This window comes from uncultured Bacteroides sp. (genome assembly GCF_905207245.1).
Classification (GTDB): domain Bacteria; phylum Bacteroidota; class Bacteroidia; order Bacteroidales; family Bacteroidaceae; genus Bacteroides.
This window is the reverse complement of record NZ_CAJLKP010000012.1, coordinates 79,529-105,644: the sequence shown is the minus strand read 5'-3', so window position 1 is coordinate 105,644 and position 26,116 is coordinate 79,529. Positions and strand designations below refer to the sequence as shown.

The 26,116-nt window shown below is 43.9% G+C and carries 10 protein-coding genes; 7 read left to right on the top strand and 3 right to left on the bottom strand.

Going from position 1 to position 26,116, the window contains the following annotated elements; all coding sequences use genetic code 11:
- From QZ135_RS06020 to QZ135_RS06000, 5 genes are all read left to right on the top strand, one after another.
- Positions 1–2,508 (top strand): SusC/RagA family TonB-linked outer membrane protein (locus QZ135_RS06020; protein ID WP_294606786.1); only part of this gene is annotated, 2,508 nt, incomplete at its 5' end.
- A gap of 6 nt (positions 2,509–2,514) precedes the next feature.
- The gene (locus QZ135_RS06015) at positions 2,515–4,563 is read left to right on the top strand and encodes a RagB/SusD family nutrient uptake outer membrane protein (RefSeq protein WP_294606784.1); all 2,049 of its coding nucleotides are present in this window, start codon (positions 2,515–2,517) and stop codon (positions 4,561–4,563) included.
- A 50-nt stretch (positions 4,564–4,613) separates the two neighbouring features.
- The gene (locus tag QZ135_RS06010) at positions 4,614–7,430 is read left to right on the top strand and encodes a SusC/RagA family TonB-linked outer membrane protein (protein WP_294606781.1); all 2,817 of its coding nucleotides are present in this window, start codon (positions 4,614–4,616) and stop codon (positions 7,428–7,430) included.
- A gap of 29 nt (positions 7,431–7,459) precedes the next feature.
- A complete protein-coding gene (locus QZ135_RS06005) occupies positions 7,460–9,193 on the top strand; it encodes a RagB/SusD family nutrient uptake outer membrane protein (protein ID WP_294606779.1) in 1,734 nt (577 codons plus the stop codon).
- A gap of 108 nt (positions 9,194–9,301) precedes the next feature.
- Positions 9,302–12,181, top strand: coding sequence for a sugar-binding domain-containing protein (locus tag QZ135_RS06000; protein ID WP_294606777.1), 2,880 nt, complete (start codon positions 9,302–9,304; stop codon positions 12,179–12,181).
- Positions 12,182–12,685: 504 nt separating this feature from the next.
- Here QZ135_RS06000 and QZ135_RS05995 read toward each other — a convergent pair.
- The 3 genes from QZ135_RS05995 to QZ135_RS05985 all read right to left on the bottom strand — a co-directional run bounded on the left by QZ135_RS05995 (position 12,686) and on the right by QZ135_RS05985 (position 20,861).
- Positions 12,686–15,697 (bottom strand): DUF4982 domain-containing protein, encoded by a 3,012-nt coding sequence (locus QZ135_RS05995; protein WP_294606775.1) that lies wholly within the window; start codon positions 15,695–15,697, stop codon positions 12,686–12,688.
- 93 nt (positions 15,698–15,790) lie between these two features.
- Positions 15,791–20,080 carry a two-component regulator propeller domain-containing protein gene (locus QZ135_RS05990; protein WP_294606773.1) on the bottom strand — a complete coding sequence of 1,430 codons (4,290 nt, stop codon included), beginning with the start codon at positions 20,078–20,080 and terminating at the stop codon, positions 15,791–15,793.
- Between the two features lie 241 nt (positions 20,081–20,321).
- Positions 20,322–20,861 carry an RNA polymerase sigma-70 factor gene (locus tag QZ135_RS05985; protein WP_294606771.1) on the bottom strand — a complete coding sequence of 180 codons (540 nt, stop codon included), beginning with the start codon at positions 20,859–20,861 and terminating at the stop codon, positions 20,322–20,324.
- Between the two features lie 180 nt (positions 20,862–21,041).
- Here QZ135_RS05985 and QZ135_RS05980 point away from each other — a divergent pair, with 180 nt between their 5' ends.
- Complete coding sequence (locus QZ135_RS05980) at positions 21,042–24,305, top strand: TonB-dependent receptor (protein ID WP_294606769.1); 3,264 nt, start codon at positions 21,042–21,044, stop codon at positions 24,303–24,305.
- 14 nt (positions 24,306–24,319) lie between these two features.
- Positions 24,320–26,098, top strand: coding sequence for a RagB/SusD family nutrient uptake outer membrane protein (locus QZ135_RS05975; RefSeq protein WP_294606767.1), 1,779 nt, complete (start codon positions 24,320–24,322; stop codon positions 26,096–26,098).
- Positions 26,099–26,116 lie beyond the last annotated feature (18 nt).

Sequence of the window (26,116 nt, the reverse complement as noted above, 5' to 3'; positions counted from 1 at the left end):
GCCGTATTCGGTGTGCGCGGTGCCAACGGGGTAGTGTTGATTACCACCAAGCGCGGTAAGGAAGGACAGGCCAAGATTGACATCAACACCTCTTTCTCCGCATTGACTCCGACTCGCCTCTTAGAGCAGGCAGACAGTTATGAATACGGGACTTTCTTCAACCAGATGCAGAGAAATGACTTTGACTTCTCTACCGGTGAGACGTTCACTCCGATGTTCTCGGACGGAGTGCTTGAGAAATTCCAGGACGGCAGCGACCCCATCCGTTTTCCGAGTATGCGTTGGGTCGATTACATCATGAAAGATGTTACCATGCAATCCAAGCATAACGTCAACATCAGTGGTGGTACCAAGACCATGCGCTACTTTGTTTCTGCCGGTTTCATGACACAAGGTGGTCTGTTTACCGAATTTGATGATTATCATTACGACTACCGCTATCAGCGTTTCAACTATCGTGCCAACCTCGACTTGGATGTGAGCAAGACTACCACTTTGTCGTTCAACCTGGCAGGTTCGGTGGACAATGCACAGAAGCCCCATACCAGTCAGGGTGCTTCCGGCCTGATTATGAGTATGGTGCAGGCCACTCCTTTCAGCAGTCCGGGTATCGTCGACGGCAGGTATATCAGCACTACCACCGATTATACAGATGGGTTGACCTTGCCTTTTGTAGGAGGCAGTGCCATGAATTATTACAGTAGTGGAGGTACCGGCGGTTATTTCCACTATAATAACAACAAGTTGCAGTTGGATCTTGCATTGGATCAGAAGTTGGACTTCATTACCAAGGGGCTTGCGTTGAAAATCAAGGGCTCATATAATAATATGTTCAACGTAACCAAAGAAGGTACTGTGAAACGTGCTACCTATTTTCCTGTCATTCAAGAGGATGGCAGTCTTCTTTATCGTAAAGATGGCGAAAATACTCCCATCAGTTACAGTGAAGATACCGGAAAGGCGCGCGACTGGTATTTCGAGGCACAGTTGAACTACAATCGCACTTTCGGCGATCATTCCGTAGGCGCATTGGTGCTCTATAACCAGAGCAAGAATTACTATCCCGGCAGTTATTCGGACATCCCGCGCGGATATGTGGGTTTGGTGGGTCGTGTCACTTACGACTACAAGAGCCGTTATATAACCGAATTCAATGTAGGGTACAATGGTTCCGAAAACTTCCACCCCGACCGCCGTTTCGGTGTATTCCCGGCAGGTTCTATCGGTTGGGTGGTCAGCGAGGAAGACTTTTTCAAGCCCTTGAAAAAAGCCATCCCTTTCTTGAAGCTCCGTGCTTCATGGGGTTTGGTAGGTAACGACAAAGTGGGTGGTTCGCGCTTCATGTATCTGGCCGACCCCTTTCTGTATAGTGATAAGATGGGTACCCGCGGCGGTTATGCCTACAACTTTGGCGTAGAAAACTCAGTGCTGCTCCCTGCTTATTATGAAGATGTGAAAAACAAGAACAACCCGGAGGTGACTTGGGAAAAGGCATTCAAACAAAACTACGGTATCGATGTCAACTTATGGGACGACCGTCTGCGTGCCACTTTCGACTACTATAAGGAACACCGTACGGACATCTTGCTGAAAGACTACACTGCACCCGCCATCGTAGGCTTCCAGCCGCCTTACGCCAATTTGGGTGTGGTAGACAGCTGGGGGTGGGAAGTCTCCTTGAACTGGAATCACAAGGTGAACGACAACTTCCGCTATTGGACTACGCTGAACCTCTCTCACAACCAGAATGAGATTATCGAGAAAAAGGAATCTCCCTATACCAATGCTTACCAGTATGAGAAGGGACACCGGATCGGCGCGCGCCACATGTACAAATTCTTCCGTTTTTATGACGAAGACACGCCCCGTTTGTACGAAGAAAAATTCGGCCAGCCTTTCCCGAAACAGCTCGTTGACTTGAAAGACGGTGATGCCGTGTTTGTGGACTTGGACGGTAACGGCATAATCGATGAAGACGATAAGACCCGTGAGTTGGGCTATACCGACGACCCGCAATACATTGCCGGTCTGAATGCCGGTTTTGCATGGAAAGATTTTGAATTCAACATGCAGTGGACGGGTTCTTGGGACGTATCGCGTGTCATTAGCGACGTGTTCCGCTATCCGTTCCTGGATCGTACGACGAAAGACCGCGGCGGTTTGCTGAAGTATCATGTGGAGAATACATGGAATTCCGACAGACCGGGGCAGGATTATGAATATCCGCGCGCCACTTGGACTAACGGAGCTACCAATAACTATCAGGATTGCGCTCTTTATGAAAAAGATGCGAAATATTTGCGTTTGAAGACGATTATGCTTGCTTATAACATGAAACTTCCTTTCTTCAGGAAGATTGGATTGGATCGTGCCCAAGTGGCATTGAGCGGTTACAATCTGCTGACCTTTACTCCTTTCATTTGGGGTGACCCCGAAACACGTGCCAGCAGTTCGCCCTCGTACCCGCTTCAACGTACTTATACCATTAGTCTGAAACTTAATTTTTAAGCAAAAATGAAACTGAATATCAAATATATCATAGGTGTGGCAGCTGTGGCTACTCTCGGAATGGTTTCTTGTACGGATGAGATAAAGTTCGGAAACTCATTCCTGGAAAAGGCTCCGGGCGGCACGGTGACTGCCGATGAGGTGTTTTCCAATCCGGAATATACCCGTAACTTCTTGGCAAGTATTTACGCTACACAGTATTACAATCTGCCGACCAATTCCACGAACGATGCTCCGCAGTGTCAGAACTATTGGAAAGGAATGCCCGATGCGTTGGGGGATGACTTTCATCTTTTCTTCAACAATACCACTGTGTTTTCCAAATACTATAACGGTTCGCTGACTTCGGCTATTGATAGCAAAAAGAACGGCAATATTTATCCTTATACGAACGAATTTATCTGGGAGAATGTGCGTCACTGCTGGATGCTGATTGAACGCATTAATGAAGTGCCCGACATGAGCGATGCCGAGAAAGCCCGTATGGTCGACGAAGCACGATGCCTGATGGCTTATACTTACTTTATCGCTTTTCGTTGGTATGGCGGTCTGCCTGTTATCCGCCAGTCATTCACCGGTGCCGAAAGCAGTTACGACCTGCCCCGGCGCAGTGTGGAATCGACCGTGAACTTCATGCTGGAACTGCTGGACACAGCAATCGCCAACAAAGCATTGCCGTGGGCTTACACCGGTGCGGAAGCACAGTCGCAAACCGGCCACTGGACTTTGGCAGGTGCTATGGCGTTGAAGTGTAAGGTGCTGGCTTTCGCCGCATCTCCTTTGTTCAATGATTCGCAACCTTATTATCAAGGCAAATATACGCTGGAAAATGAAGCTGATACCTGCGCTTGGTATGGTGGCAGCAAACCCGAACTGTGGACGAAACTGAAGGGCGCATGCGATGATTTCTTTACACAAATGAGAAGCCAGGGGCATTATCAGTTGATAAAACCGGCCGGAAATACGCAGGAGGATTACCGTTATGCCTACCGTAGCGGCTACATCCTGGAAAACAGTACTGAAATTCTGCATAGTGTCCGCCGTAGTAAAAATGCCAGTGGTAATGATTATGGTTGGTTCAATTTGGGCTTTGGCTCTTCGGTAGATGGTAGCAAAACCAATTCTCGTTACTCCTATTGCCCTACGCAAGAATACGTCGAGATGTTCCCTTGGGCAGACGGTACTCCGTTCGATTGGGAAAAAGCGGAGAAAGAAGACCGATTGGACAATATGTTCATTCAAGGCGATACCGTGAAAGGCAAACAACAGTTGCAGAATATCCGCTATACCCGCGACCCTCGTCTGTATGAAACCGCAGTGGTAAACGGTGCACGCCAAGCCGTGAACTGGGGTGACGGACGTGCCAGCGGTAATAACTGGGAAACTTGGGTAGGTGGCACCAATGCTAAACTAGATCCGAAAACCAATTCAGGTGTATATGCCACCGGTTACCGTATGCTGAAGTACCTGGTAGGTAGTGTCATGAACAGGAAGTTCCCGCAGTGGAATGCCATCATGTTGAGCGACATCTACTTGACATACGCGGAGGCCATCGTGCAGACCGGAGGCAATTTTGGAGAAGCCATCGATTACGTGGATGCCGTACGTGCTCGCGTGGGTCTGAAAGGACTGGTGGAATGCAATCCCGACAAGAACCTGACATCTAACAAAGAAAATCTGCTGGCGGAAATCATGCGTGAACGTGCTTGCGATTTGGCTTTCCAAAACGAACGTTACTTCGACTTGATCCGTTATAAGCGTGCCGACTTGTTGGAACGTCCGCTTCATGGCTTGCGTATTTATCGTTTGGTGAAGAATGGTAATGATTGGGTACGTTCAGAAGACCAGTGGTACAATAAGTCATTCAACAAAGGCTTGGCGGAAGACGATCCTAACTTCTACGAACCGTCACACTTCGACTTCGAACGCTTCCAAATCACTGGCGGTTCCCGTATTTGGTGGAAAGATGGTTTTGATCCGAAGTGGTACTTGCAACCGTTCCCTATTACGGAAGTGAACAAGAATTACGGTTTGGTACAGAATGCCGGATGGTAACCTCTTTAATAATGAACAATCAAAAGGTATAAAGTATAAAATAATACGTTATGAATAAAAAATATATAATTGTGTTGTCGCTCTTTGCAGGTTTGTGCCTGCCGACGACGGCACAGGAATCAAACGAAGAGCAGACCGACAAGTTTGTAGGCCAGACCATCGATGTAGGTGCCGAGCGATTGCTGACCCGTGAGGAGGCTACCGGTTCCGTGTCGGTCATTAGTTCCGAAACTACCGACCGTCGTAGTGCCAAGAATATCGGCAACTCCATTATAGGTCAGGGCAATGGCTTGATATCGTTGCAGAGCGGTGGTCGTTATGCAGATGTGAATCCTACTTTCTATATACGCGGACTGCAAACATTGAACAGCAAGAATTCGCCGTTGGTCATGATCGACGGTATCCAGCGAGATATTGTAAGCATCGCTCCCGAAGAAGTGGAAAGCGTCATCGTCCTGAAAGATGCAGCAGCAGTCGCCCTCTATGGATATAAGGGAATCAATGGAGCAATCAATATCGTGACTAAGCGCGGTAAGTACAACTCGCGCAGTGTCAAGGTGACATACGACCATTTGTTTACTTCGCTTGCCAACAAGCCCAAATTCGTAGATGCCTATACGTATGGATTGGCCGTCAACGAAGCCCGTATCAACGATGGTATGACAGGGCGTTACAGCAATCAAGAGCTCAATGCTTTGCGCGATGGAACCATGCCTTATCTCTATCCGAACGTGAACTGGGTGGATGAAACGTTCCGCGACAATGCGATGACCAATAAGTATAACATCGAATTCCGCGGTGGCGGCGAAAAATTCCGTTACTATACCATGCTGGATTTGATTTCCAACAAGGGATTTGTGAAAGAACCGGGTGCAAATGAAGGCTATTCCACACAAGACAAATACGTAAAAGGCAACTTACGCATGAACATGGACATCAACCTGACCCAGACAACCGATCTTCAGGTGAATTTGTTGGGCGTATTGCAGGAAACGTCAAGACCGGGTGCGCAGACCGACCTTTGGGATCTGGTTTACACAGTGCCCTCTGCCGCATTCCCCATCAGGGATGAGAACGGTGTTTGGGGAGGTAGCGACACATGGGCAGGTACACAAAATCCTGTAGCACAGAGCATCGGTGCCGCTTATTACAAAAATCATACCCGCTCGCTTTTTGCCGACATGAAGCTGACTCAGGATCTTTCCGGCCTGACAAAAGGATTGAATGCGTTCGTACGCGTCAGTTATGACAATATAGCCAACATCTATGAAGACCATAGCAAAGAGTATGTCTACAGTGTCAATGCGCCTACATGGGCGGACGGTGCTTCCGAACCTACCGTAAAGAGTGAGATTTATGGAAAGGATAGTGAAATGGGAACAGGTGCGAAAACAAATGAATTTGACCGTCTGCTCCATTTCGATGTGGGATTTAACTATCAGCGGACATTCGGTGACCACAGCATCTACAGCCAGTTGAAGTGGGACTACGAGAATAACGACCCGAACGGCGTCAACAACACGGTGAGTCGTCAGAACATTACCTGGTGGTCGCACTATGGTTACATGAACCGTTATTTCGTTGACCTCGCTTTGGTAGAAAGTGGCAGCAGCCGTTTGGCTCCCGGTACCAAATGGGCTTTTTCGCCCACTTTTTCGGCCGCATGGGTCATCTCCAAAGAAAAGTTCATGGAAAATGTGAAATGGGTGAACTTCTTGAAACTGCGTGCATCGGCAGGTATCATCAATGTGGACAACTTACCGGGTGATGAAGTTTGGTCATACTATGCCCAGCAGTATGGCACTTCGGGAGGTACTTATCCTTTCGACAGCGGTTGGAACTCTGAATTCGGACGTTCCTACCTCGCACGGGTGGCTACCACCAATCCGAGCCATGAAAAGGCCTATAAATACAATGTAGGTGTGGATGCGAAACTTTTCGGATGTTTGGATGTGACTCTTGACTTTTGGAAAGAACACCGTACAAACATTTGGGTGACTTCGGAAGGCAAGTACTCGGAAATTTTCGGTATGGATCCTCCGTATGAGAATGCAGGTATCGTGGATAGTAAGGGTATAGAAGTTGGTCTTGATTATAGCAAAAAGCTCGGTCAAGTGGAATTTAATGTCGGCGGTAACTTCTCGTTGAACAAAAACGAAATCAAGGAAATGCTGGAAGAACCCCGCCAATATGCGAATCTTGTCCAGACAGGAAATCCTTACGGACAACTCTACGGATTGGAAGCTATCGGTTTCTTCAAGGATGAAGCAGACATCGCTGCAAGTCCCACACAGAATTTCTCTACGGTGAAGCCCGGTGATATAAAGTATCGCGATGTGAATGAAGACAACATCATCGATGCCAACGATAAAGTGGCTATCGGCTACAGTACCACTTGCCCGGAAATATACTACAGCCTGCATTTGGGTGCGGAGTGGAAAGGACTCGGATTCTATGCCATGTTCCAGGGGACAGGCAATTACAGTGCCGTTCTCAACACCAAGAGCATGTATTGGCCGTTGATAAACAACACCAATATCTCGCAATATGCTTACGACAATCGTTGGACACCGCAGAATCAGAATGCCAAGTTCCCGCGTCTGAGCAGCCAAAGCAATGCCAACAACTACCAGACATCGACTCTGTGGTTGGCCGACCGCTCATTTATCAAGTTGCGCAATCTGGAAGTGTACTACAAGTTGCCCGCTTCTTGGCTGAAAAAGACGAAAGTTGTAAACGCCGCTAAATTGTATGTACGTGGCATTGACCTCATCAGTTTCGACCATATAGATGAGAACGACCCCGAAGCGTATGGAATCAATCCTATGACGAAAAGCGTTGCGTTGGGGCTGAGTGTTACGTTTTAATTTTATGAACGAATTAATACATTAGAATTATGATCAATAAAATATGGAAACCTGTCTTTGTCGTGTGTGCAGCCGGATGCTTGGCTTCATGTTCTGATCAGATGGATTACAATGAGTACAACATCTTCGACAAGGACTATATAACACAGAACTTCGGTAATGTAGGTGGATTCATGACCGACATCTACAATACCGTGGAGTATGACTTCGGTAACTACTCATCGGGCGCCATGCAGGCATCTGCTACAGACGAAAGTGAGTACAGTCTTGGGGGCAATGGTATCGAGCACTTCTACAATGGAGCTTGGAGCCCTACCAATGCGAAAGCGTCAGTCTGGAGTAGCATGTATAAAGGCATCAGTACTTGCAACCACGTGATTTACGAATTGCAAGGCTTGTCATTCGATGAACTGGTGCTGAACAACGACTATGCCGCCCAACTTCACCGTTATGAGAACTACAAGTATGAAAGCCGTTTTATGCGTGCTTACTTCTATTTCTGCCTGGTTCGCCAATATGGTGATGTGCCTCTGGTGACCAAGCAAATCACGGCAGAAGAAGTCAATTCGTTAGAACGGACTTCGGCGGATGAAGTCTTTAAGTTTATCATAGATGAATGTGCGGAAATTCAATCATTGATTATCGAAGATTACAGTAATCTGGGAGAATTTTCCACAGGTACGGAAGAGACCGGTCGCGCGGACCGACTTGCCGTGCTCGCATTGAAAGCCCGTGCTGCTTTGTATTGGGCCAGCCCGCTGTTCAATCCAAGTGGTGACAAGGAACGCTATCATATGGCAGCTTTGTATGCTAAAGAGTTGCTCGATGCTGCTGATAAACGTGGCAAAGGCCTTACTGCTAACTATGCGGATTTGTGGGATGCAGGAAGTTTCAATACGCCTGGCATTATGAAGGAAATCCTCTACGGTCGCCGTTATTATAAAAGTTCATCCGGTGACAACTTAGTGGAAACCAACAATTACCCTGTGGGCATTGAAGGTGGTAAGGGGGGAAATTGTCCTACTCAGAATTTAGTCGATGCTTACGATATGCTCAACGGTAAATCGATCGGTGAAGACGGCTCGGGATATGATGAGAAGAATCCTTATCAGGATCGCGATCCGCGTCTGGCGGCTACGGTAGCTGTAAACGGTGATCAATGGCCTACTTATTCCGGTGCCGCTAAGATTGAAACATTCCAAGGAGGCATCAATGGTGAGCCTTTGACTGGCGCCACACCGACAGGCTATTATCTCAAAAAACTTTGTAACGGTGCCATCTCATTGGCCAGCAACAGCAAGTTTAAGGAGTCTCGCCATACTTGGCTGACTTTCCGTCTGGGCGAAGTTTATTTGAATTATGCAGAAGCTGTATTCAAGTATCTGGGTGGCGCAGATATTACCAGCATGGAATTCCCGATGTCGGCCCGTGCTGCTGCCAGTAAGACACGCCAACGTGCCGGTATGCCGGACTTTGAACAAGGAATGGATGCCAATACATTCTGGACTAAGTTGTGTAACGAACGCTTTGTTGAACTGGCTTTCGAAGGTCATCGTTTCTGGGATGTTCGTCGTTGGAAAGAGGCTGACAAATATTTCAAGAATATTGTTGAAATGAAGCTGGTTAAGGAAGCCGATGGAAACATTACTTACATGCGCAAGAATGTATCACGCCAATGGGATGACAAGATGTATTTGTTTCCGATTCCTCAGTCAGAAAGATCGAAAAATCCAAATTTGACACAGAATCCGGGTTGGGAATAAAAGATATATTTTAAACAAAAGTTATGTAAGGTAGAGATTGAATTCAATCAAGAAAGAAGAGCGACTGTGAAGCCGCTCTCTTTTCGTATAAATAATAATATACTAATTATGAGAAAAATACTATTAATTATGCTGTCGCTTCTATCCGTTCTTCAGATGGGAGCGCAGAAGACAATTGATTTATCCGGAGACTGGAACTTTGAAATAGACAGGCAGGATATAGGAGAGAAAGAAAAGTGGTTTAACCAAACATTGCAAGATGTGATTGAGCTGCCTGGTTCAATGCCCGAAAGACTGAAGGGAGATGATGTAACGGTTCGTACCCAGTGGACCGGTAGTCTTTATGATAGTTCTTATTACTACAATCCCTATATGGAGAAGTATCGCAGAGAAGGTAACGTCAAGTTGCCGTTTTTTTTAACGCCTGATAAACATTATGTAGGAGTAGCTTGGTATCAAAAAGAAATTAATCTTCCTAAAGATTGGGAGAAAGAACGTATTGTGCTGCTTCTGGAACGTCCGCATATTGAGTCTACTGTTTGGGTCAATGGACATAAGGTGGGGATGCAGAATAGTTTATGTGTAGCACATATATATGATATTACCCGATATGTACGTCCCGGAAAATGTAATATAACCATCAGGATAGATAATCGCATTAAAGAAATTAATGTAGGGCCGGATTCACATAGTATTACTGACCAGACTCAGGGAAACTGGAATGGAATTGTGGGGCGGATATGTTTGCAGGCTACACCACATATTTATTTTGATGATATTCAGGTATTCCCGGAACCGGAACAGAAACTCGCAAGAGTGAGATTGCGTATTAAATCTTCTAACAAAAGCTCAGCCACAGCGCAGGTGAGATTGTCAACTGAGAGTTTTAATGCAGAAAAGAAGCACATACTTCCGGTTTTAATGCAAGAAGTGAAAGTGAAACATGGCATAGCAGAACAAGAGATTGTTTTATCTATGGGAGATGATATGTTACTTTGGGATGAATTCCATCCGGCATTGTATAAATTGAGAGCTGAAATTATAACTGGTAAGGATAAAGAAGTAAGAGAGGTGCAGTTTGGTATGCGTCGTTTCGAAATTAAAGGCAAATGGTTTTATGTGAATGGTCGTAAGACTATGTTACGTGGAACCGTGGAAAACTGTGATTTTCCGTTAACCGGTTATGCTCCCATGGATGTGGATAGTTGGGAGCGGGTATTTCGTATTTGTCGTAGTTATGGACTAAACCATATGCGTTTCCATTCTTTTTGTCCTCCGGAAGCTGCTTTTGTAGCTGCGGATCTTGTCGGATTTTATCTGCAACCCGAAGGACCAAGTTGGCCAAATCACGGTCCTAAATTAGGATTGGGACAACCCATTGATAAATATTTGATGGATGAGACTATTGCATTGACCAAAGCTTATGGTAATTACGCTTCTTACTGTATGCTGGCATGTGGCAATGAACCAAGTGGACGTTGGGTGGAATGGGTCAGCCGATTCGTTGAATATTGGGAAAATACTGATCCTCGCAGGGTATATACCGGCGCTTCGGTTGGTGGCGGATGGCAGTGGCAACCCCGTAGCCAATATCATGTAAAAGCAGGGGCACGTGGTCTTACGTGGAGGCAGAGTCGTCCACAGACTACTGACGATTATCGTCTTCAGAGCCGTATTGATACCGTTAGTCAGCCTTATGTATCACATGAAACAGGGCAGTGGTGTGCATTTCCTAATTTCAATGAGATACGGAAGTATACCGGAGTGAATAAAGCCAGAAATTTCGAGATTTTCTGGGATATTCTGAATGATAATCAGATGGGGGAACAAGCACAGTTGTTTATGATGGCGTCAGGAAAGCTGCAAGCTCTCTGTTATAAATATGAGATAGAAAAAACACTTCGTACTCCGGATTATGCAGGCTTTCAGCTCCTTGCATTGAATGATTATTCGGGCCAGGGCACGGCACTTGTTGGCGTGCTTGATGTGTTCTTTGAAGAGAAAGGATACATCAATGCTCAGGAATGGAGGCGATTCTGCTCGGCTACTGTACCTTTGATGCGTACCGAGAAGTTTGTTTATAGTAATGATGAAACTTTTTCTGCTGATATAGAGGTTGCTCATTTTGGTGAGAAGGCTTTGACACAGGTTCCTGTAACTTATACGATAAAAGATGAATATGGGAAAGTGTATGCCCGCAATACTTTGGGAAACAAGGATATTCCGATAGGTAATCTTAATGGTTTGGGACGTATCGAATTTCCTTTGGAAAATATCGAGAAACCTGTCAAATTGAATCTGGAGGTTCGTATTGAAGGTACGGAGGCTGTAAATGACTGGAATTTCTGGGTATATCCCAAAGCTGTAGAACTGGCGCAAGGAGATGTTTATTCAACAGATACATTGGATTCAAGAGCATTGGATGTTCTGAAAAAAGGTGGAAAGGTTTTAATTCTTGCTGCCGGGAAAGTGAGCTATGGAAAAGAAGTATCTCAGATGTTTACTCCTGTATTCTGGAATACTTCCTGGTTCAAAATGCGTCCTCCGCATACTACAGGTATTCTGGTGAATCCTAAACATCCGCTATTTCGTCAATTTCCTACAGAATATCATAGCAATTTGCAGTGGTGGGAGTTGCTGAACCGTGCTAATGTGATGCAATTTACAGATTTTCCTGTTGATTTTCAGCCTACTATACAAAGCATAGATACTTGGTTTGTCAGTCGGAAAATAGGTATGTTATTCGAAGCAAATGTACTGAACGGAAAATTGATGATGACAACTATGGATCTGGCTACGGATACTGATAGGCGTATTGTGGCAAGGCAGATGTATAAAGCTGTTTTAGATTATATGAACTCCGATTATTTTCGTCCGCAATTCACGATAGAACCGGAACGGGTCAGCGATTTGTTTACTAAAGTAGCTGGTAGTGTGAAGTCGTATACGAAAGATTCTCCGGATGAGTTAAAGCCGAAGATCAAGTAGGGTATATAATTTCCTATCGGAGATTTATAACTTTTCAGGCGATGACTAATTCGTTCCCTTATAAGGAACATTGCGTCCCCTCATGGAGTACTTTTCGTTCCCTTATGGAGGAACGAAAAGTACTCCATGGGGGGACGAATTAGTAATAACTATCGTATCCTTTCGTCATAGCCGGACAGGAAACTAATAATAAGGAGATTGTAACAAGATGCCCGCATTTACCAAATCTTTACTATGGTATATGGGTCTTGGAAGGATCGGGATTGAAACCTGGCAGGATGGGATTATCAATCATGCCAGAGTTCTTTTTTCCTTTTAATGCTGCAGACATTAAAACGAAAAATAAGCAATAGAATAATCCTCTTCTTTTCATTTGTTTTTGGATATGAGAATTTTATGATTCGTATAAGAAAAAATCATTCGGTTGAAGACTAATTTATGAGGCATAATTAGCTTCGAACCGAATGATATAGAAATCAATTAATTACTTGATATTTACTCCAATTATTGAAGTAGATTTTCCAGAAACTCTATTTCGACAATTCTCAGTTCATATTTGGCCCTTTTGCTTTCATCTGATTTGTAAAGGTCCAGTTCATTGGCTACCGGAGCTGCTACTTCGACAATTTGTCCGAAAGCATCTTCTTCACTGCTGCTCCCTTTTAGACGGATGGTGATTTCCTGAGTTAGTACAGGTTTTACATTCAGATGGATATATCCGAGACTTTTTTCAGTGTCACCACTCCAGATGAGTTCTTTGCCCGCATATATTTCTAAAGGATAACTACGCATGCGCCATCCGGTCAGTTTCATGCAAATCTCATCTACGCGGGCCGGGCGATTCAGACGGTAGGTGATCCAGGCTGTGCTGGCTTTGCCGTCATTCTTCCATTCACTCAGTTCATTGTCATCGTAACTGTTAGTTGCTGTTTCATTATTGGTGCCAGCCTTTACAGACTCAATGAAAACAGCTACTTTCTTGTCTGTATAAGACGGAGTCTGAGGAGTTTCTCCACGAGTAAGCCGCCCTTGCAACTCATTGGAAGGAATGTATTTGCTTAGTCCGTTCTTTACTTCTATAGGTAGAGATGTGAAATTTATTTCGGCTGATTGTAATCCGGCTGCACTTGCTTTGAGATGTACCTTGCCCGCTTCTGTAAGCGAACGTATCAAAACACGGTTCACGCCACATTCTACGGGAAGCTTCTGAGATAGAATATAGTTGTTTTCTCCTTGGGCTATGCCTCCACGCCATTCTGCCGGACCTTCCATTTCAAAGGAAATCAAATCGTTGGCCAACGGGCAGCGTCTTCCGTCTTTATCTACTACTTCTACTTGTACCATAACCACGTCTGCACCATCCGCTTTCCAGCCTGCAGGGCTTTGCATCAGATTTAACTGAATGCGTTCCGGTTTTCCTGCCGTTTGTAATTCTGTACGGCAACATTCTTTGCCGTTTTGATCATAACCTACAGCTTCCAGTTTTCCTGCTTCAAACTTGACATCATTATATGTATACAGAAAGTGATATTCCTGTATGCTTTCTCCTAATGATTTTCCGTTCAGGAAGAGAGCTACACTGTCAGCGCTCGATACCACGTGTACAGGTTTGATTATATTTTCTTCATAGTTCCAATGACCGATGATATGAATACGCGGGTTTTCCGTATCGACCCAACCATCCCACATGGTTTGCAAAGCATAGAATAGGTCCTTGGGTATTCGCATGGCATCGGTAGCTCCACTTCTCCGGTAGTTTTCAACACCGCGGAAGTGAGTGTTACTATCGGAGAAAATAATCTTAACACCTCCTGAACTAACGCGGAATCCGGTTCCCGGGCGTTCACGCCAATAGTCATACCAGCGTCTGATGTTCTCAATGGCAAATGAATCTTGATTCTGATTGTAAGCTCTTGCATCTACTTGTTTCTGCACTTTATTGGTTACTGTGGATTTATAGGCTTTGGAGCCTTCTCCATGCTTATGATATGGATAACTGTAATTGTCCCAATATTTGCGGAGCGCTTCATCCCTGCAATACTCTGTTGCCCACATCGGGTGATGGGCGCTTTTATTGATATAAAGCATTTCGCCTCCATATTCCGCTTCGCGGATATCCAGCATTTCACGTGAGCCGATGGCACGTCCTCCATAAGGGTCATATTTATCACGTATGGCTTTCATTTCCAGCATGTGTTCTCTGCTGATAGATTCGTTGCCTGATTCGTAGAATAAGATACTCGGGTTGTTACGGTTGTAAATGATGGCATCCCGCATCAGTTCTGTGCGCTGTTCCCATTGGCGTCCTTGTCTGTCTTTTTCAGAGTCACCAGCAGGCATAGCCTGAATAAGACCTACACGGTCACACGATTCTATATCTTGTTTCCAAGGAGTGACGTGCATCCAGCGCACCAGATTGGCGTTGCACTCTACCATCAGTCCGTTGCTATAATCGCTTAACCAAGCAGGGACTGACAAACCCAAAGCAGGCCATTCATTGCTTGTGCGCTGTGCAAATCCTTTCATTTGGAGTACGCGGTCATTCAACCAAATTTTACCGTTCCCGAAGCGCGTTTTGCGGAAGCCAGTGCGGGTGGTTACTTCATCTGTTTTCTTTCCGTCTATCCATAGACTGGTTTTCACAGTATACAGATAACCATATCCCCAACTCCAGAAATGCAGATTATCTACTTCTGCGGAGGCTTTTACTACTGCCGTTTCGCCCGGTTGCAAAGTTATGCTTTCGCCAGACATCGTTTTTACAATTTTACCTTCACGGTCTTGAATTTCAACCTGATATGCAACTTGTTGTTTTTTCCGGTATTCATTCTTGATTTCCGATTCTGCATGTATGACGGCTTTGCGTGACTTTACCCGGATGTTTTCGGCGTATATATAGACGCCTGTTGTCTTCAGGTTACTGTAAAGGGGCAGGGTCTGATATAATTTATCTGTCAGATGTAGCCATACATTTTTAGGAAGACCGCCATAATTGGCATTGAAATTACGGTCATTCCATTGAAATTTGGTGTCAGTACCTCTTTCCTTATATTGCCAGTTGTTGTCTATACGCAGGGCAATGACATTTTCTTTATTATAAGATATGTAAGGGGTAAGGTCGAAACCTACTGCCATGACTCCATTTTCATGCAGACCGATATGTTTGCCATTGATATAGAAGTCAGCGGCTTGTCGTACTCCTTCGAATTCTATAAATACTTTTTTTCCTTCACTACCGGCAGGCAACCGGAAGTGTTTGCGGTACCATACGATAGTATCTGTCAGTTCGTCAATACTATAACGGAATGCTTCATCTTCATTGAAAGCATGCGGTAAAGTGACTTTTTTCCAACTGCTATCAGTATACTTCTGTTGTTCGGCTCCGTTTGCATCACCAACAGAAAGCAGCCAGTCCGAATTAAAATTATATTTATGCCTCACGTCGGTATTTGAGGCTGCTGCATAATGACTAATACATAGAATAGTCCAAAATAATAATAAAACTTTCTTTTTCATGGAATTTAATTTATTAGTATTAAAGTCGCAAAAATAGGCCAGAATACATTTTGTTCCGATGGAAAAGAATACGGATGTATGTAATATTGTCGTTTATTTCGTTTCCTCCAGAGTTTTCTCTCCTCCTTTTTGATATACGGAAGGAGAAATACCGAATTGTGCTTTGAAGCATTTACTAAAATAGAACGGATCATTGATGCCTACTTTGTATGAGACTTCTGCCACAGTGAGGTGTTCTTCCGATAATAATAGCTCTGCTGCTTTTTTCATACGAATGATACGTAGATATTCATTTGGGGAATATCCGGTCACTCCCCGTAGTTTCTTATAGAACACAGTTCGTCCCAGTTTCATTAGTTGGGCAAATTCTTCTATGTTGAAATCGGAACGGGAGATATTGGCTTTTAGTATAACATCCAGACGGTCGGTAAATTCTTTATCCCGGTCGGTAGAATACATAGCTGCGTGCACAATACCCGGTTCATTGGAGAATTTCTCACGAAGTTTTTCACGTTGTTCTATCAGTCGGAATACCCGCGCCAGCAAGAATTTGATACTGAATGGCTTTGATATATAGGCATCTGCTCCGGATTCAATTCCTTCCAGTTGCTTTTCCGGAGAACTGAGTGCCGTTAACAGAATAATGGGAATATGGCTTGTGGCAAAGTCCGATTTAAGTTTTCTGGTGACTTCAAATCCAGTCATGCCCGGCATTAAGACGTCGCAGATTATTAAATCAGGATCATAGGTACGGGCTTTTTCGAATCCACTTGTCCCGTCCTCAGCTACTTCTACTTCAAAGTAGGCTCCGACTTCTTCCTTCAATAGTTCCCGGATTTCATTATCATCCTCAATAATAAGTACCTTCCGCTTGTTTAGAGGGGCTGCTGTTTTCGGAGAAACTGAAGCTTCCTTGGAAAGTTCCGACAAACACAGCATTGGCCTCTCGTCCTCTTTTAGCAATACGTTGCCTGGTATGAGGAAATCTTTTTCGGTATATATGGTTCTATCTGTGGAAATACGGACTGTAAAGATAGAGCCTCCATTTTCATTATTCTTATATTCAATTGTACCTTTGTGCACTTGCACTAATTCATGGGTCAGATGTAAACCGACTCCTATACTATCACCAGAGAAACTGCTCTGCATAAATCGTTTGAATAGTTCATGCTGTTTTTCTTTAGGGATACCGACTCCTGTATCGGATACTTGAATTTGTAGGATTTTCTTTGTTTCATCCACATTTATGGAAAAGATGACCGTTCCGTTTGCAGGAGTATATTTGAAAGCATTTGATAACAGATTATAGGTCACTTTGTCTAGGTTTCCTTTGTCAATAAACATTTTGTAAGATAATACAGAAGGCTCAAAGCGGAAATTCATATTTTTTTGTTCTGATATATCCTTGAAACTCAGAAATATTTCATAGAGGAAAGCGATCACATCCGTTTCCTCTAAAGAAAGTGCCAACTTGTTATTCTGCATTTTTCTGAATTCCAGCAATTGATTGATAAGTCTCAACATACGTTGAGTATTCTTATTCATGGTTTGTAATGGAGATGTTAATTCACGCGGAACGTTGCCAATGCGCTGTATTTTCTCCAATGCTCCTTGAATCAAGGTAAGAGGAGTACGGAATTCATGAGAGATGTTTGTGAAGAAGACTAACTTATATTCTGTCAGTTGTTTTTCTACATTGATACGGTTACGCAGGCTATTAAAATTGTTGGCAATGCGATATGCAAAATATAAAACTATTATTAACAGTATGGTGTATCCCAGCATGGCCCAACTGCTTTTCCAGAATGGGGGGACAATAACTATTTTTAAAGTCGTTTCATCTTTGTTCCATATCCCTGCACCATTGCAAGATTTTACGTGCAATATATATGTGCCTGGATTGAGATATTTATAAGCGGCAAAACTTAAAGGAGAAGGGTCGCTCCATCCTTTATCGTAGTTTTCTAACCAGTATCGATATTTTGTCTGACTGTTATCAGAGTAATCGAAAGTTGAAAAATCGAGAATGAAAGAGTTCTGGAAATATTTTAATGTGATTTTATCCGAGTATGCTAAAGATTGTGTCTTTAAAGGCGAGTCGGCCATTTCTGGACTCATCTGAATACCATTGATGTATAAGTTGGTAAAAACGACAGGAGAAAAAACTTCATTGCTTGGTATTTTCATGGGATCTATCACCGTTAATCCATAGTTTGTACCGAAAAGAAGTTTTCCATCTGCACCTATACAGGCGCTGTTGTCATTATAAACATTCCCTAATGTATAAGAAGAAAAGAAATAATTCTCAAAGGAATCATTTTCCGGGTTAAATTTGGAAATACCATATTCTGTGGCAATCCATAATCGTCCGAGAGCATCTTCCAACATGGCTAATACGACATTGTTAACTAAACCATCTGAAGTACTGTAGTGTTTATACTCCAGCGAGTTGTAGTTATCCGTTGGTTTGCAAAGGTTCAATCCTGCTCCTGAAGTTCCTACCCATATCCTGCCTTTGCTGTCACGAAATAAGCATCTGATTTCATTAGAACAGAATTTTCCATTTACATTATTGAATAAATGATAATTGTCTATATTGGCAATTAATGAATCCGGATGAAAAACACAAATACCCTCACTGGTTCCTGTCCAAATCATTCCGTTTTCATCTTCTATCATATTTCTCACCATTCTTAAACCATGCTTTTGCTGAAGAAAATGGCGGAATTTATACTTCCCATCCGGGGTTGGTTCAGCTAAGGCCAGTCCTCCTCCGAATGTTCCTACCCACATACGGTCTTTACTATCGCAATAGATAGAGAATATGTGATTGTGAGCCAATGTCGAAGGATCGGATGCAACATTTTTATACCATGTATTTCCTATCTTTAATCCTTGTCCGCGAGTTCCCATCCATAGTTGTCCCAGACTGTCTTTTGCAATCACATATACATTGGATTGGAAGTACTGATTGCTGGTTTTAGGATTCAGATGAATATCATAATTATACAATCCTCCTTTACGGGTTCCTATCCATATATCTCCATTCTCCATTCGGGTTAACATCCGAATGTTGTTTGAACGGTCGAAGAGTTCGCTGGATTCCGGATAGAAGCGAGTGATGCCTTCATTGGATATTGCAATACGAGATAAACCGGAATGTTCGGAACTAACCCAGATAGCTCCGGCTTTGTCTTCCATTACATATTGTAGAAAATCAGAACTAATCGGAGAGTCCTTTGCATCGGAAACAAAATGCTCCAGTTCATTTTCAGATGGTTTGTAGGCAAACAGCCCATTACCGTAAGTTGAAATCCAGATTATCCCGCGGGAGTCATGAACGACATGGTAGCGTTCAAAGTCAATATAGCTTAATCGGTCTTCAGGTATTAATTGAAGTTCTCTCATTTCTCCTGTTTTTACAAGGATATAGCGAACTTTTCCTGAATGATTGTATATCCAATAGTCTCCATGATTATCACGAAATACATTTCCATTTTTAAAATTCAATTGGGAATTTGAGGTCACTTGATGCGTATTGAAGTCATAGTCATAGACACCTGCAGATGTCATTAGAACCCATTTGTTTTTTAGTGCGAAATTTCCAGTGAATGCCATCTTCTTTCCGTTGGGAAGGGAGGCTGACCGGGTGAGTTTTCCGGAAGTAGAATTATAATGATATATATCGCCCTCGTTAGTAAGGAAATACATATCCTGTTCATATGATATTGATCGCATGAAATTATATTTCCGGTCTACTATTTTGAAATCTCCTCTGGTAACGTAAGATAGTCCGCGTTGAGTACCGATCCATATCCGGCCGGAAGCGTCTTCCCGCATGAACTGCACTCGGTTGTCCGGCAGATTACCATGCTCTGTTTTAAATTCGACGGAGGTTATTTTCCGGTCATTTTGAATTATCACCTGGCGTGCTCCATTTTCCGGGTGAGACAACCATACATCTCCATTTGATGCTACAAATGCATTGGAATAGTTTTGTTTATATTCTCCGTTTCCGGTGAAATCAACGAAACGGGCTCTGTGCAGGTCATAGCAACTATATAATTCCGCCACCGTTCTTATCCAGAGGAAGCCATTTTGGTCTTCCATAACTTTATAAATGCGATTGTCTGCCAGTGATATCTGGTCATGCTTATTGGTTTCCGGCTGAAAATTCAGGAAAGAGTTGCCGTCGTAACGACTTAAGCCATTGAGCGTGCCTAACCATAAGAAACCTTTGCTGTCCTGATATATATTGCGGATAGAGTTGCTGGGCAACCCGTCCGTCGTTCTCATTATCTTAGAACGAAGCTCTATTTCACTGAAGGCGTTGGCTACAATAGCAGTTAATAAAACGATAATTAATAAAGTTCTGCGTCTCATATAGATTCCAAAGATTATAGCTAAATGGTTAACAAAAATAATTAGAAAATCATAATAATAAAAAGAAAACAATCTTTTACCTGCTAATACTTAATTTTATATTTAAGCTTTTCTTCGATTTGAGGTTGCTCGTAAGTCAAATGTCCTATTGCTCGTCGGCAAAGGTAGGCAATCGGAGATAGAGCTCCATGAATAATCGTACATATACCTGTAAATTTTATCATTTATGTGTGTGAGAAACCTATAATAGCATTTCTTTCAGCCGTATCGTAGCCTTCTGCAACTGCGCATCCACTGTCTTTGTACTGATACCGAATTCTTCCGCTACTTGCACATAGGTTTGTTTTTCCTCACGAATACGGATAAAAACTTCCCGGCAGCGTTCCGGCAACCGGTCGAGGGCTTTTACATAACGGGCGAAGAGTTCTTCACTGATGAGGGTATCTTCGGGAGATACGGCCTGGTCAGTCGGTTCTTGCAGTGCACCGGCAGATAAAGTGGGGCGTCGCTCTTCTTTTTCGATGTAGTTTAGCGAAGCGTTTTTAACAAGAATGAAACAATAGTCCTCGATATTGGTGATATCTAACAATTGTTTGCGGTGTTCCCAAAGTTTCAGGAATACATCGAGTACGATTTCTTGTGACCATTCTTCATGATGAGTATAGTAGTAAGCAATGCGGAACAGACGGTCATACGTCATGTCATAGAAATCGCGGAAAGCAGTCTGTGAATCCTGCTCGCTCATTTTCCGTAAATATCTTCTGACTTCTTGTTCGGTCATGGTGTTTAGTCGGTTAGTAGTGCCGGGGGACAAAGGTAAAGCTTTCTTGCTATTTTACAACTATCGGCACATCATTTAACTGAAATCCTAACTTCACTTTCTTGTAGCATTTCTGAAACCTGCAGGCTTCATCTTTGCATCCCGAAAGGAAACTTGATTTAATTTATCAAATGAATCGACATGAAAGTGAAAAGATGTTTTTTAGAGTGGAGTTTGGCAAGTAGGCGACTGGTTGTCGCTCTCGCCTTCGTTTTGGGAGGAGGTATAGCGTTTGCTGCCAATCTTGTTCCACTGAAAGGTATTGTAAAAGATGCTACAGGAGAACCACTGGCGGGCGTGACAGTGAGAATCAAAGACGGGAAACTGGGCACGGTGACCGATGGCAACGGACACTTTGTCCTGGAAGTAGAAAAAGGGAAAAAATTGTTGTTAAGCTACATCGGCTTTACGGACAGGGAAGTGGTAGTCACAGACGACAAACCATTGCAGATTGTGCTTCAGGAAGATGCGCAACAGTTGCAGGAAGTGGTAGTTGTGGGCTACGGTACGGCAAAGAAAGTAAATCTGGTGGGTGCTGTGGACCAGATAGACAGCAAGCAGATTGCAGAACGCAGCAATAGTAACATTTCCCGTTCATTGCAGGGAATGGTGCCGGGATTGAACATCACGTTTAGTGATGGTAAGCCTTCGCGCACTCCGTCCATTAATCTTCGTGGTACGGGAAGTATCGGTGCAGGTGGTAGTGCACTGGTCCTGATAAACGGAGTGGAAGGTGACTTGAACTCGGTGAATCCTGCAGATGTGGAAAGCGTATCCGTACTGAAAGACGCCTCTTCGGCAGCTATCTATGGTGCTCGTGGTGCTTTTGGCGTGATACTGGTGACTACCAGAAATGCTTCTGCCGGAAAGACCAAAGTCAACTATAACGGAAGCTTTTCCATGCACCAACGCACGGTGAAGACTGAGGATGGCATTGTCAGCAATGGTCTGCAATGGACCAATGGCTGGTATACAGCTTATCTGGAAGGACAGGAGGCGCCTCCGGGAGGTATTAACAATGTGTTCAAGTATTCTACGGATTGGTATAACGAACTGGTACGGCATGATGCAGACCCTTCACTGGATAAAGTGCGTGTCAATGATAAGGGGGAATATGAATACTTCGGCAATACAAACTGGCTGGATATCATTTATAAAGACCATAATTATTCTACGGAACATAACGTCAGCATCAGTGGTGGCAATGAGCGTGCCCGTTATTATGTATCCGGGCGTTACTATAATCAGGATGGCATTTACTCTGCCGGTGATGAAAAGTATACGCAATATAATATCCGTTCAAAAGGAGAGATACAAATCAACAACTCTCTTTTACTGGAGAATAATACGGATGTCATGATTTTCCGTTCCCATCAGCCAATGGTGATGTACGACCGGCAGAATATAGCCCGCCAATTACAACATCAGGGGTATCCGATGACAATGGAGAAGAACCCTGACGGTACATGGACAGAAGCGGCCGTATATGTGGGCTGGGCAGGATTTGTGGAAGGAACTTCCTGGCAGAAAGATAATAAACTGGACGTACGCAATACGATGACCCTGACATATACACCTATTAAAGAACAATTGATTTTTAAGGGAGATTTCACTTATTATAGTAGTAAGTCAACTCGGTTGAGAGCTGAAAACCAGTATAATTATTATACGGGACCGGAGATTATGGGAACCCGTAACACCTTCAGTTCTCTGGAGAATATGGATTATAATAAGGAATATATTTCAAGTAATGTCACTGGTAATTATATCCCTAAATTTTCCAATTCAAGCCATTATCTGAATGTACTTCTGGGGTGGAACCTTGAACATCAGGATTATAAAACAATTCAGACTTACCGCCGTGGTTTAATTAGTGCCACCAAGCCAAGTTTTGCTTTGATGGATGGCGACTACTATACAACGGGGCAAGGTGGAAATGAATGGGCTTACGTAGGCTTTCTCTATCGGGTGAATTATAACTATAAGAGCCGCTATCTGGCCGAAGTAAGTGGGCGGTATGACGCTTCGTCCAAATTTCCGGATAATCAACAATGGGGTTTCTTTCCTTCCGGATCGCTGGGCTGGCGCATTTCTGAAGAGCCTTTTATGGAGTCTACCCGTAACTGGCTGGATAATTTGAAAATCCGTGCTTCTATCGGTAGTTTGGGGAATGGTAATGTCAGCCCTTATCTTTATCTTTCCACAGTACCCATTAAGAAAACCTCTGTTATTCTGGGAGATGCTTTGCAGACGTATGCCACAGCTCCGAACATTGTTCCCAATAGTCTGACGTGGGAGAAATCGAAAACGTATGACATTGGGTTGGATATAGATATGTTCTCAAACCGTTTGTCTATGGTTTTTGATTATTACCAACGCTATACGACGGATATGTATACAGTAGGCCCCACTTTGCCTGCCGTACTGGGCGCCGCAACGCCTAAGGGTAACAATGCGGAGATGAAAACCAAAGGCTGGGAACTTTCAGTTATGTGGCGTGATAACTTTACGCTGGCTGACAAACCGTTTAATTATAGTGTAAAAGCAATGATGTGGGATAGCCGCACATGGGTTACCAAGTTCAACAATCCTACGAAGTTACTTTCCACTTATTATGAGGGACAGGAAATCGGTACTGTTTGGGGATACCATATCGAAGGACTGTTTAAAGATCAGGCTGAAATTGATGCCCATGCCGATCAGTCTAAACTGAAAGTCTCTGCAACAAATATCCTGAAACCGGGTGACCTGAAGTTTGCTGATCTTGATAAAAGCGGTACGGTGGATAACGGACAGAACACGCTGGATGACCACGGTGATTTGAAAGTCATCGGCAATACTACGCCCCGCTACCAATTCGGCCTTCATCTGTCTGCCAACTGGAATGGTATCGGCATCAGTGCCTTTTTTCAGGGTGTTGCCAAGCGTAACTGGTATCCTCACCGTGAGTCGGCTTTCTTCTGGGGACAATATGACCGCCCTTACAGTTATATGCTGAAAGAACATATCGGAGACAATGTCTGGACAGAAGAAAATCAGAACACGGATGCTTACTGGCCTCGCTATCGCGGTTATCTGGCCAATGGATCTACCAAAGCGTTGGGTATTCAGGCTAATGACCGTTACTTGCAGAATGTGGCTTATGTCCGTCTGAAAAATCTTCAGATAGATTATACTTTCAAGAAAAAGTTCTGTGAGAAGCTACATCTACAGGATTTGAAAATTTACCTTGCTGGTGAAAATCTCCTGACGTGGACTCCACTGACCAAGCATACCAAGATGTATGATCCCGAAGGCATCAGTGCAGGTGATGCGGACTTCCGTTCCACTGCCAATACTGACGGGGACGGATATGGTTATCCTATTTTGAGTAGCTATACCATAGGTATTAATGTAACCTTTTAGCACATAAAATGATTATGAAAAAATATTGGTTGATAGGTCTGTATGCTTTGGCGCTGACCTCTTGTGATAGTTTTCTGAATTGTGAGCCTGAGAATAGTTTCTCTTCCGAAGGATTTTTGGAGTCGGAATCGGACTTACGTCTTTATACGAATGGTTTCCTGCAGAGTTTTCTGCCCAGCGAAGAAACAATAGCGTGGGGTGGTGACCAGTATGCAGATTATTGCGCGACGCGCTCGTCTACTACTTTTCTTATCGGTGATACGTGGGACGACACCCAGCAAGGCGGTTGGGGAACAGGTGACTGGGGTGATTTGCGCCAGATTAATTACTTCCTCGATCATCTGCCCAATGCCAAAGGCAAGGTGACGGATGCCATTTATCTGCATAATGAAGGTGTAGGGCGCTTTTGGCGTGCGTATTTTTATTATGGTATGGTCAGGACATTCGGTGATGTACCCTGGTACGAAACAACGCTGGATGTAGACAATCGGGATGAACTCTATAAACCGCGTGACAAACGTGAAGTCGTGATGGATAAGATACTGGAAGATCTTGACTTTGCCTGTACCAATTGTTCTACAGACAAGACGTTGACAGAAAGTAGCACACTGATTACAAAATGGGTGGCTCTGGCACTCAAGTCCCGTATTTGCCTTTTTGAAGGTACCTATCGTAAATATCATACAGAACTGGGATTGCAAAGCTCAGCCAATAAATTCCTGCGAGCTTCTGTTGCCGCGTCAGAGGAATTGGTGACAAAGGGGCCTTATAAATTAGTGACTACAGGAGATGTGGAGACACAATACCGTTCTCTATTTACTTCGGAAGATCTGAATGCGACAGAAGTAATCTGGGGAATCTCCTTTAAGAAAGATTTACGCATGCACTCCATCACTTGGAAACTGTTTTCCGCCTCGTTCGGTGCAAACTGGTCGTTGGTGCGTCCCTTTGTGAATATGTATCTGATGCGCGATGGCAGTCGGTTTACTGACCGTGCAGATTATACTACTATGCAATATATGGATGAATTCCAGAACCGTGACTGTCGCCTGATGCAGACCGTCATCTCTCCCTCTTATCAACGGAAAATCAGTGGTACGGTGAAACCTGATGCTCCCAATTTCTCTATGACCTCTACTGGATATCAACTTGTCAAATGGGCGATAGATGATGATGTGCATGTGGGAAAGGCCACAGCGAATAACTCTATCCCCATCTTTCGCTATGCAGAAATTTTGCTGAATTATGCCGAGGCTAAAGCGGAACTGGGTGAATGTGACGAGGCGGTATGGAATACTACAATCAAACCATTGCGCGAACGTGCCGGAGTGAACGGTAAGATTCCTGAAGCTTATGATCCTTATGTGGCTGCCTATTTCAAGAATCAGACAACGGACAAATGGATTCTGGAAGTGCGTCGTGAACGTGGTGCAGAACTGGCTTTCGAGGGGGTACGCTATGATGACATCATGCGTTGGAAATTAGGCGACCTGATTAACAAAGAGTGGCAGGGAATTTACATTCCTCAGAAAGGTGAGGCTTATGACTTGAATGGCGATGGTGTAAAAGATGTGGCCGTGGTAGATAAAGAACCACCTGCCGGAGATAAGATTAAAGGTGTGCAATATGTGGTTATTGGTAAAACCAACCGTCTGTCCGAAGGTGATCATGGGTATATAGAGTTTGGTTTTAATCAAGGTCGCAAATGGGAAGATAAGAAATATTTGCGACCGATACCTCTGACAGCCACTCAAATAAATCCGGCATTGCTGCCACAGAACCCGGGTTGGTGAAAATAGATTGATAGGAAT

Excerpts from the sequence above, each read along its gene's own strand:
- QZ135_RS05995 (WP_294606775.1), bottom strand. The coding sequence starts at position 15,697 with ATGAAAAAGAAAGTTTTATTATTATTTTGGACTATTCTATGTATTAGT.
- QZ135_RS05980 (WP_294606769.1), top strand. The coding sequence starts at position 21,042 with ATGAAAGTGAAAAGATGTTTTTTAGAGTGGAGTTTGGCAAGTAGGCGA.
- QZ135_RS05990 (WP_294606773.1), bottom strand. The coding sequence starts at position 20,080 with ATGAGACGCAGAACTTTATTAATTATCGTTTTATTAACTGCTATTGTA.
- QZ135_RS06005 (WP_294606779.1), top strand. The coding sequence starts at position 7,460 with ATGATCAATAAAATATGGAAACCTGTCTTTGTCGTGTGTGCAGCCGGA.
- QZ135_RS06010 (WP_294606781.1), top strand. The coding sequence starts at position 4,614 with ATGAATAAAAAATATATAATTGTGTTGTCGCTCTTTGCAGGTTTGTGC.
- QZ135_RS05975 (WP_294606767.1), top strand. The coding sequence starts at position 24,320 with ATGAAAAAATATTGGTTGATAGGTCTGTATGCTTTGGCGCTGACCTCT.
- QZ135_RS05985 (WP_294606771.1), bottom strand. The coding sequence starts at position 20,861 with ATGACCGAACAAGAAGTCAGAAGATATTTACGGAAAATGAGCGAGCAG.
- QZ135_RS06015 (WP_294606784.1), top strand. The coding sequence starts at position 2,515 with ATGAAACTGAATATCAAATATATCATAGGTGTGGCAGCTGTGGCTACT.
- QZ135_RS06000 (WP_294606777.1), top strand. The coding sequence starts at position 9,302 with ATGAGAAAAATACTATTAATTATGCTGTCGCTTCTATCCGTTCTTCAG.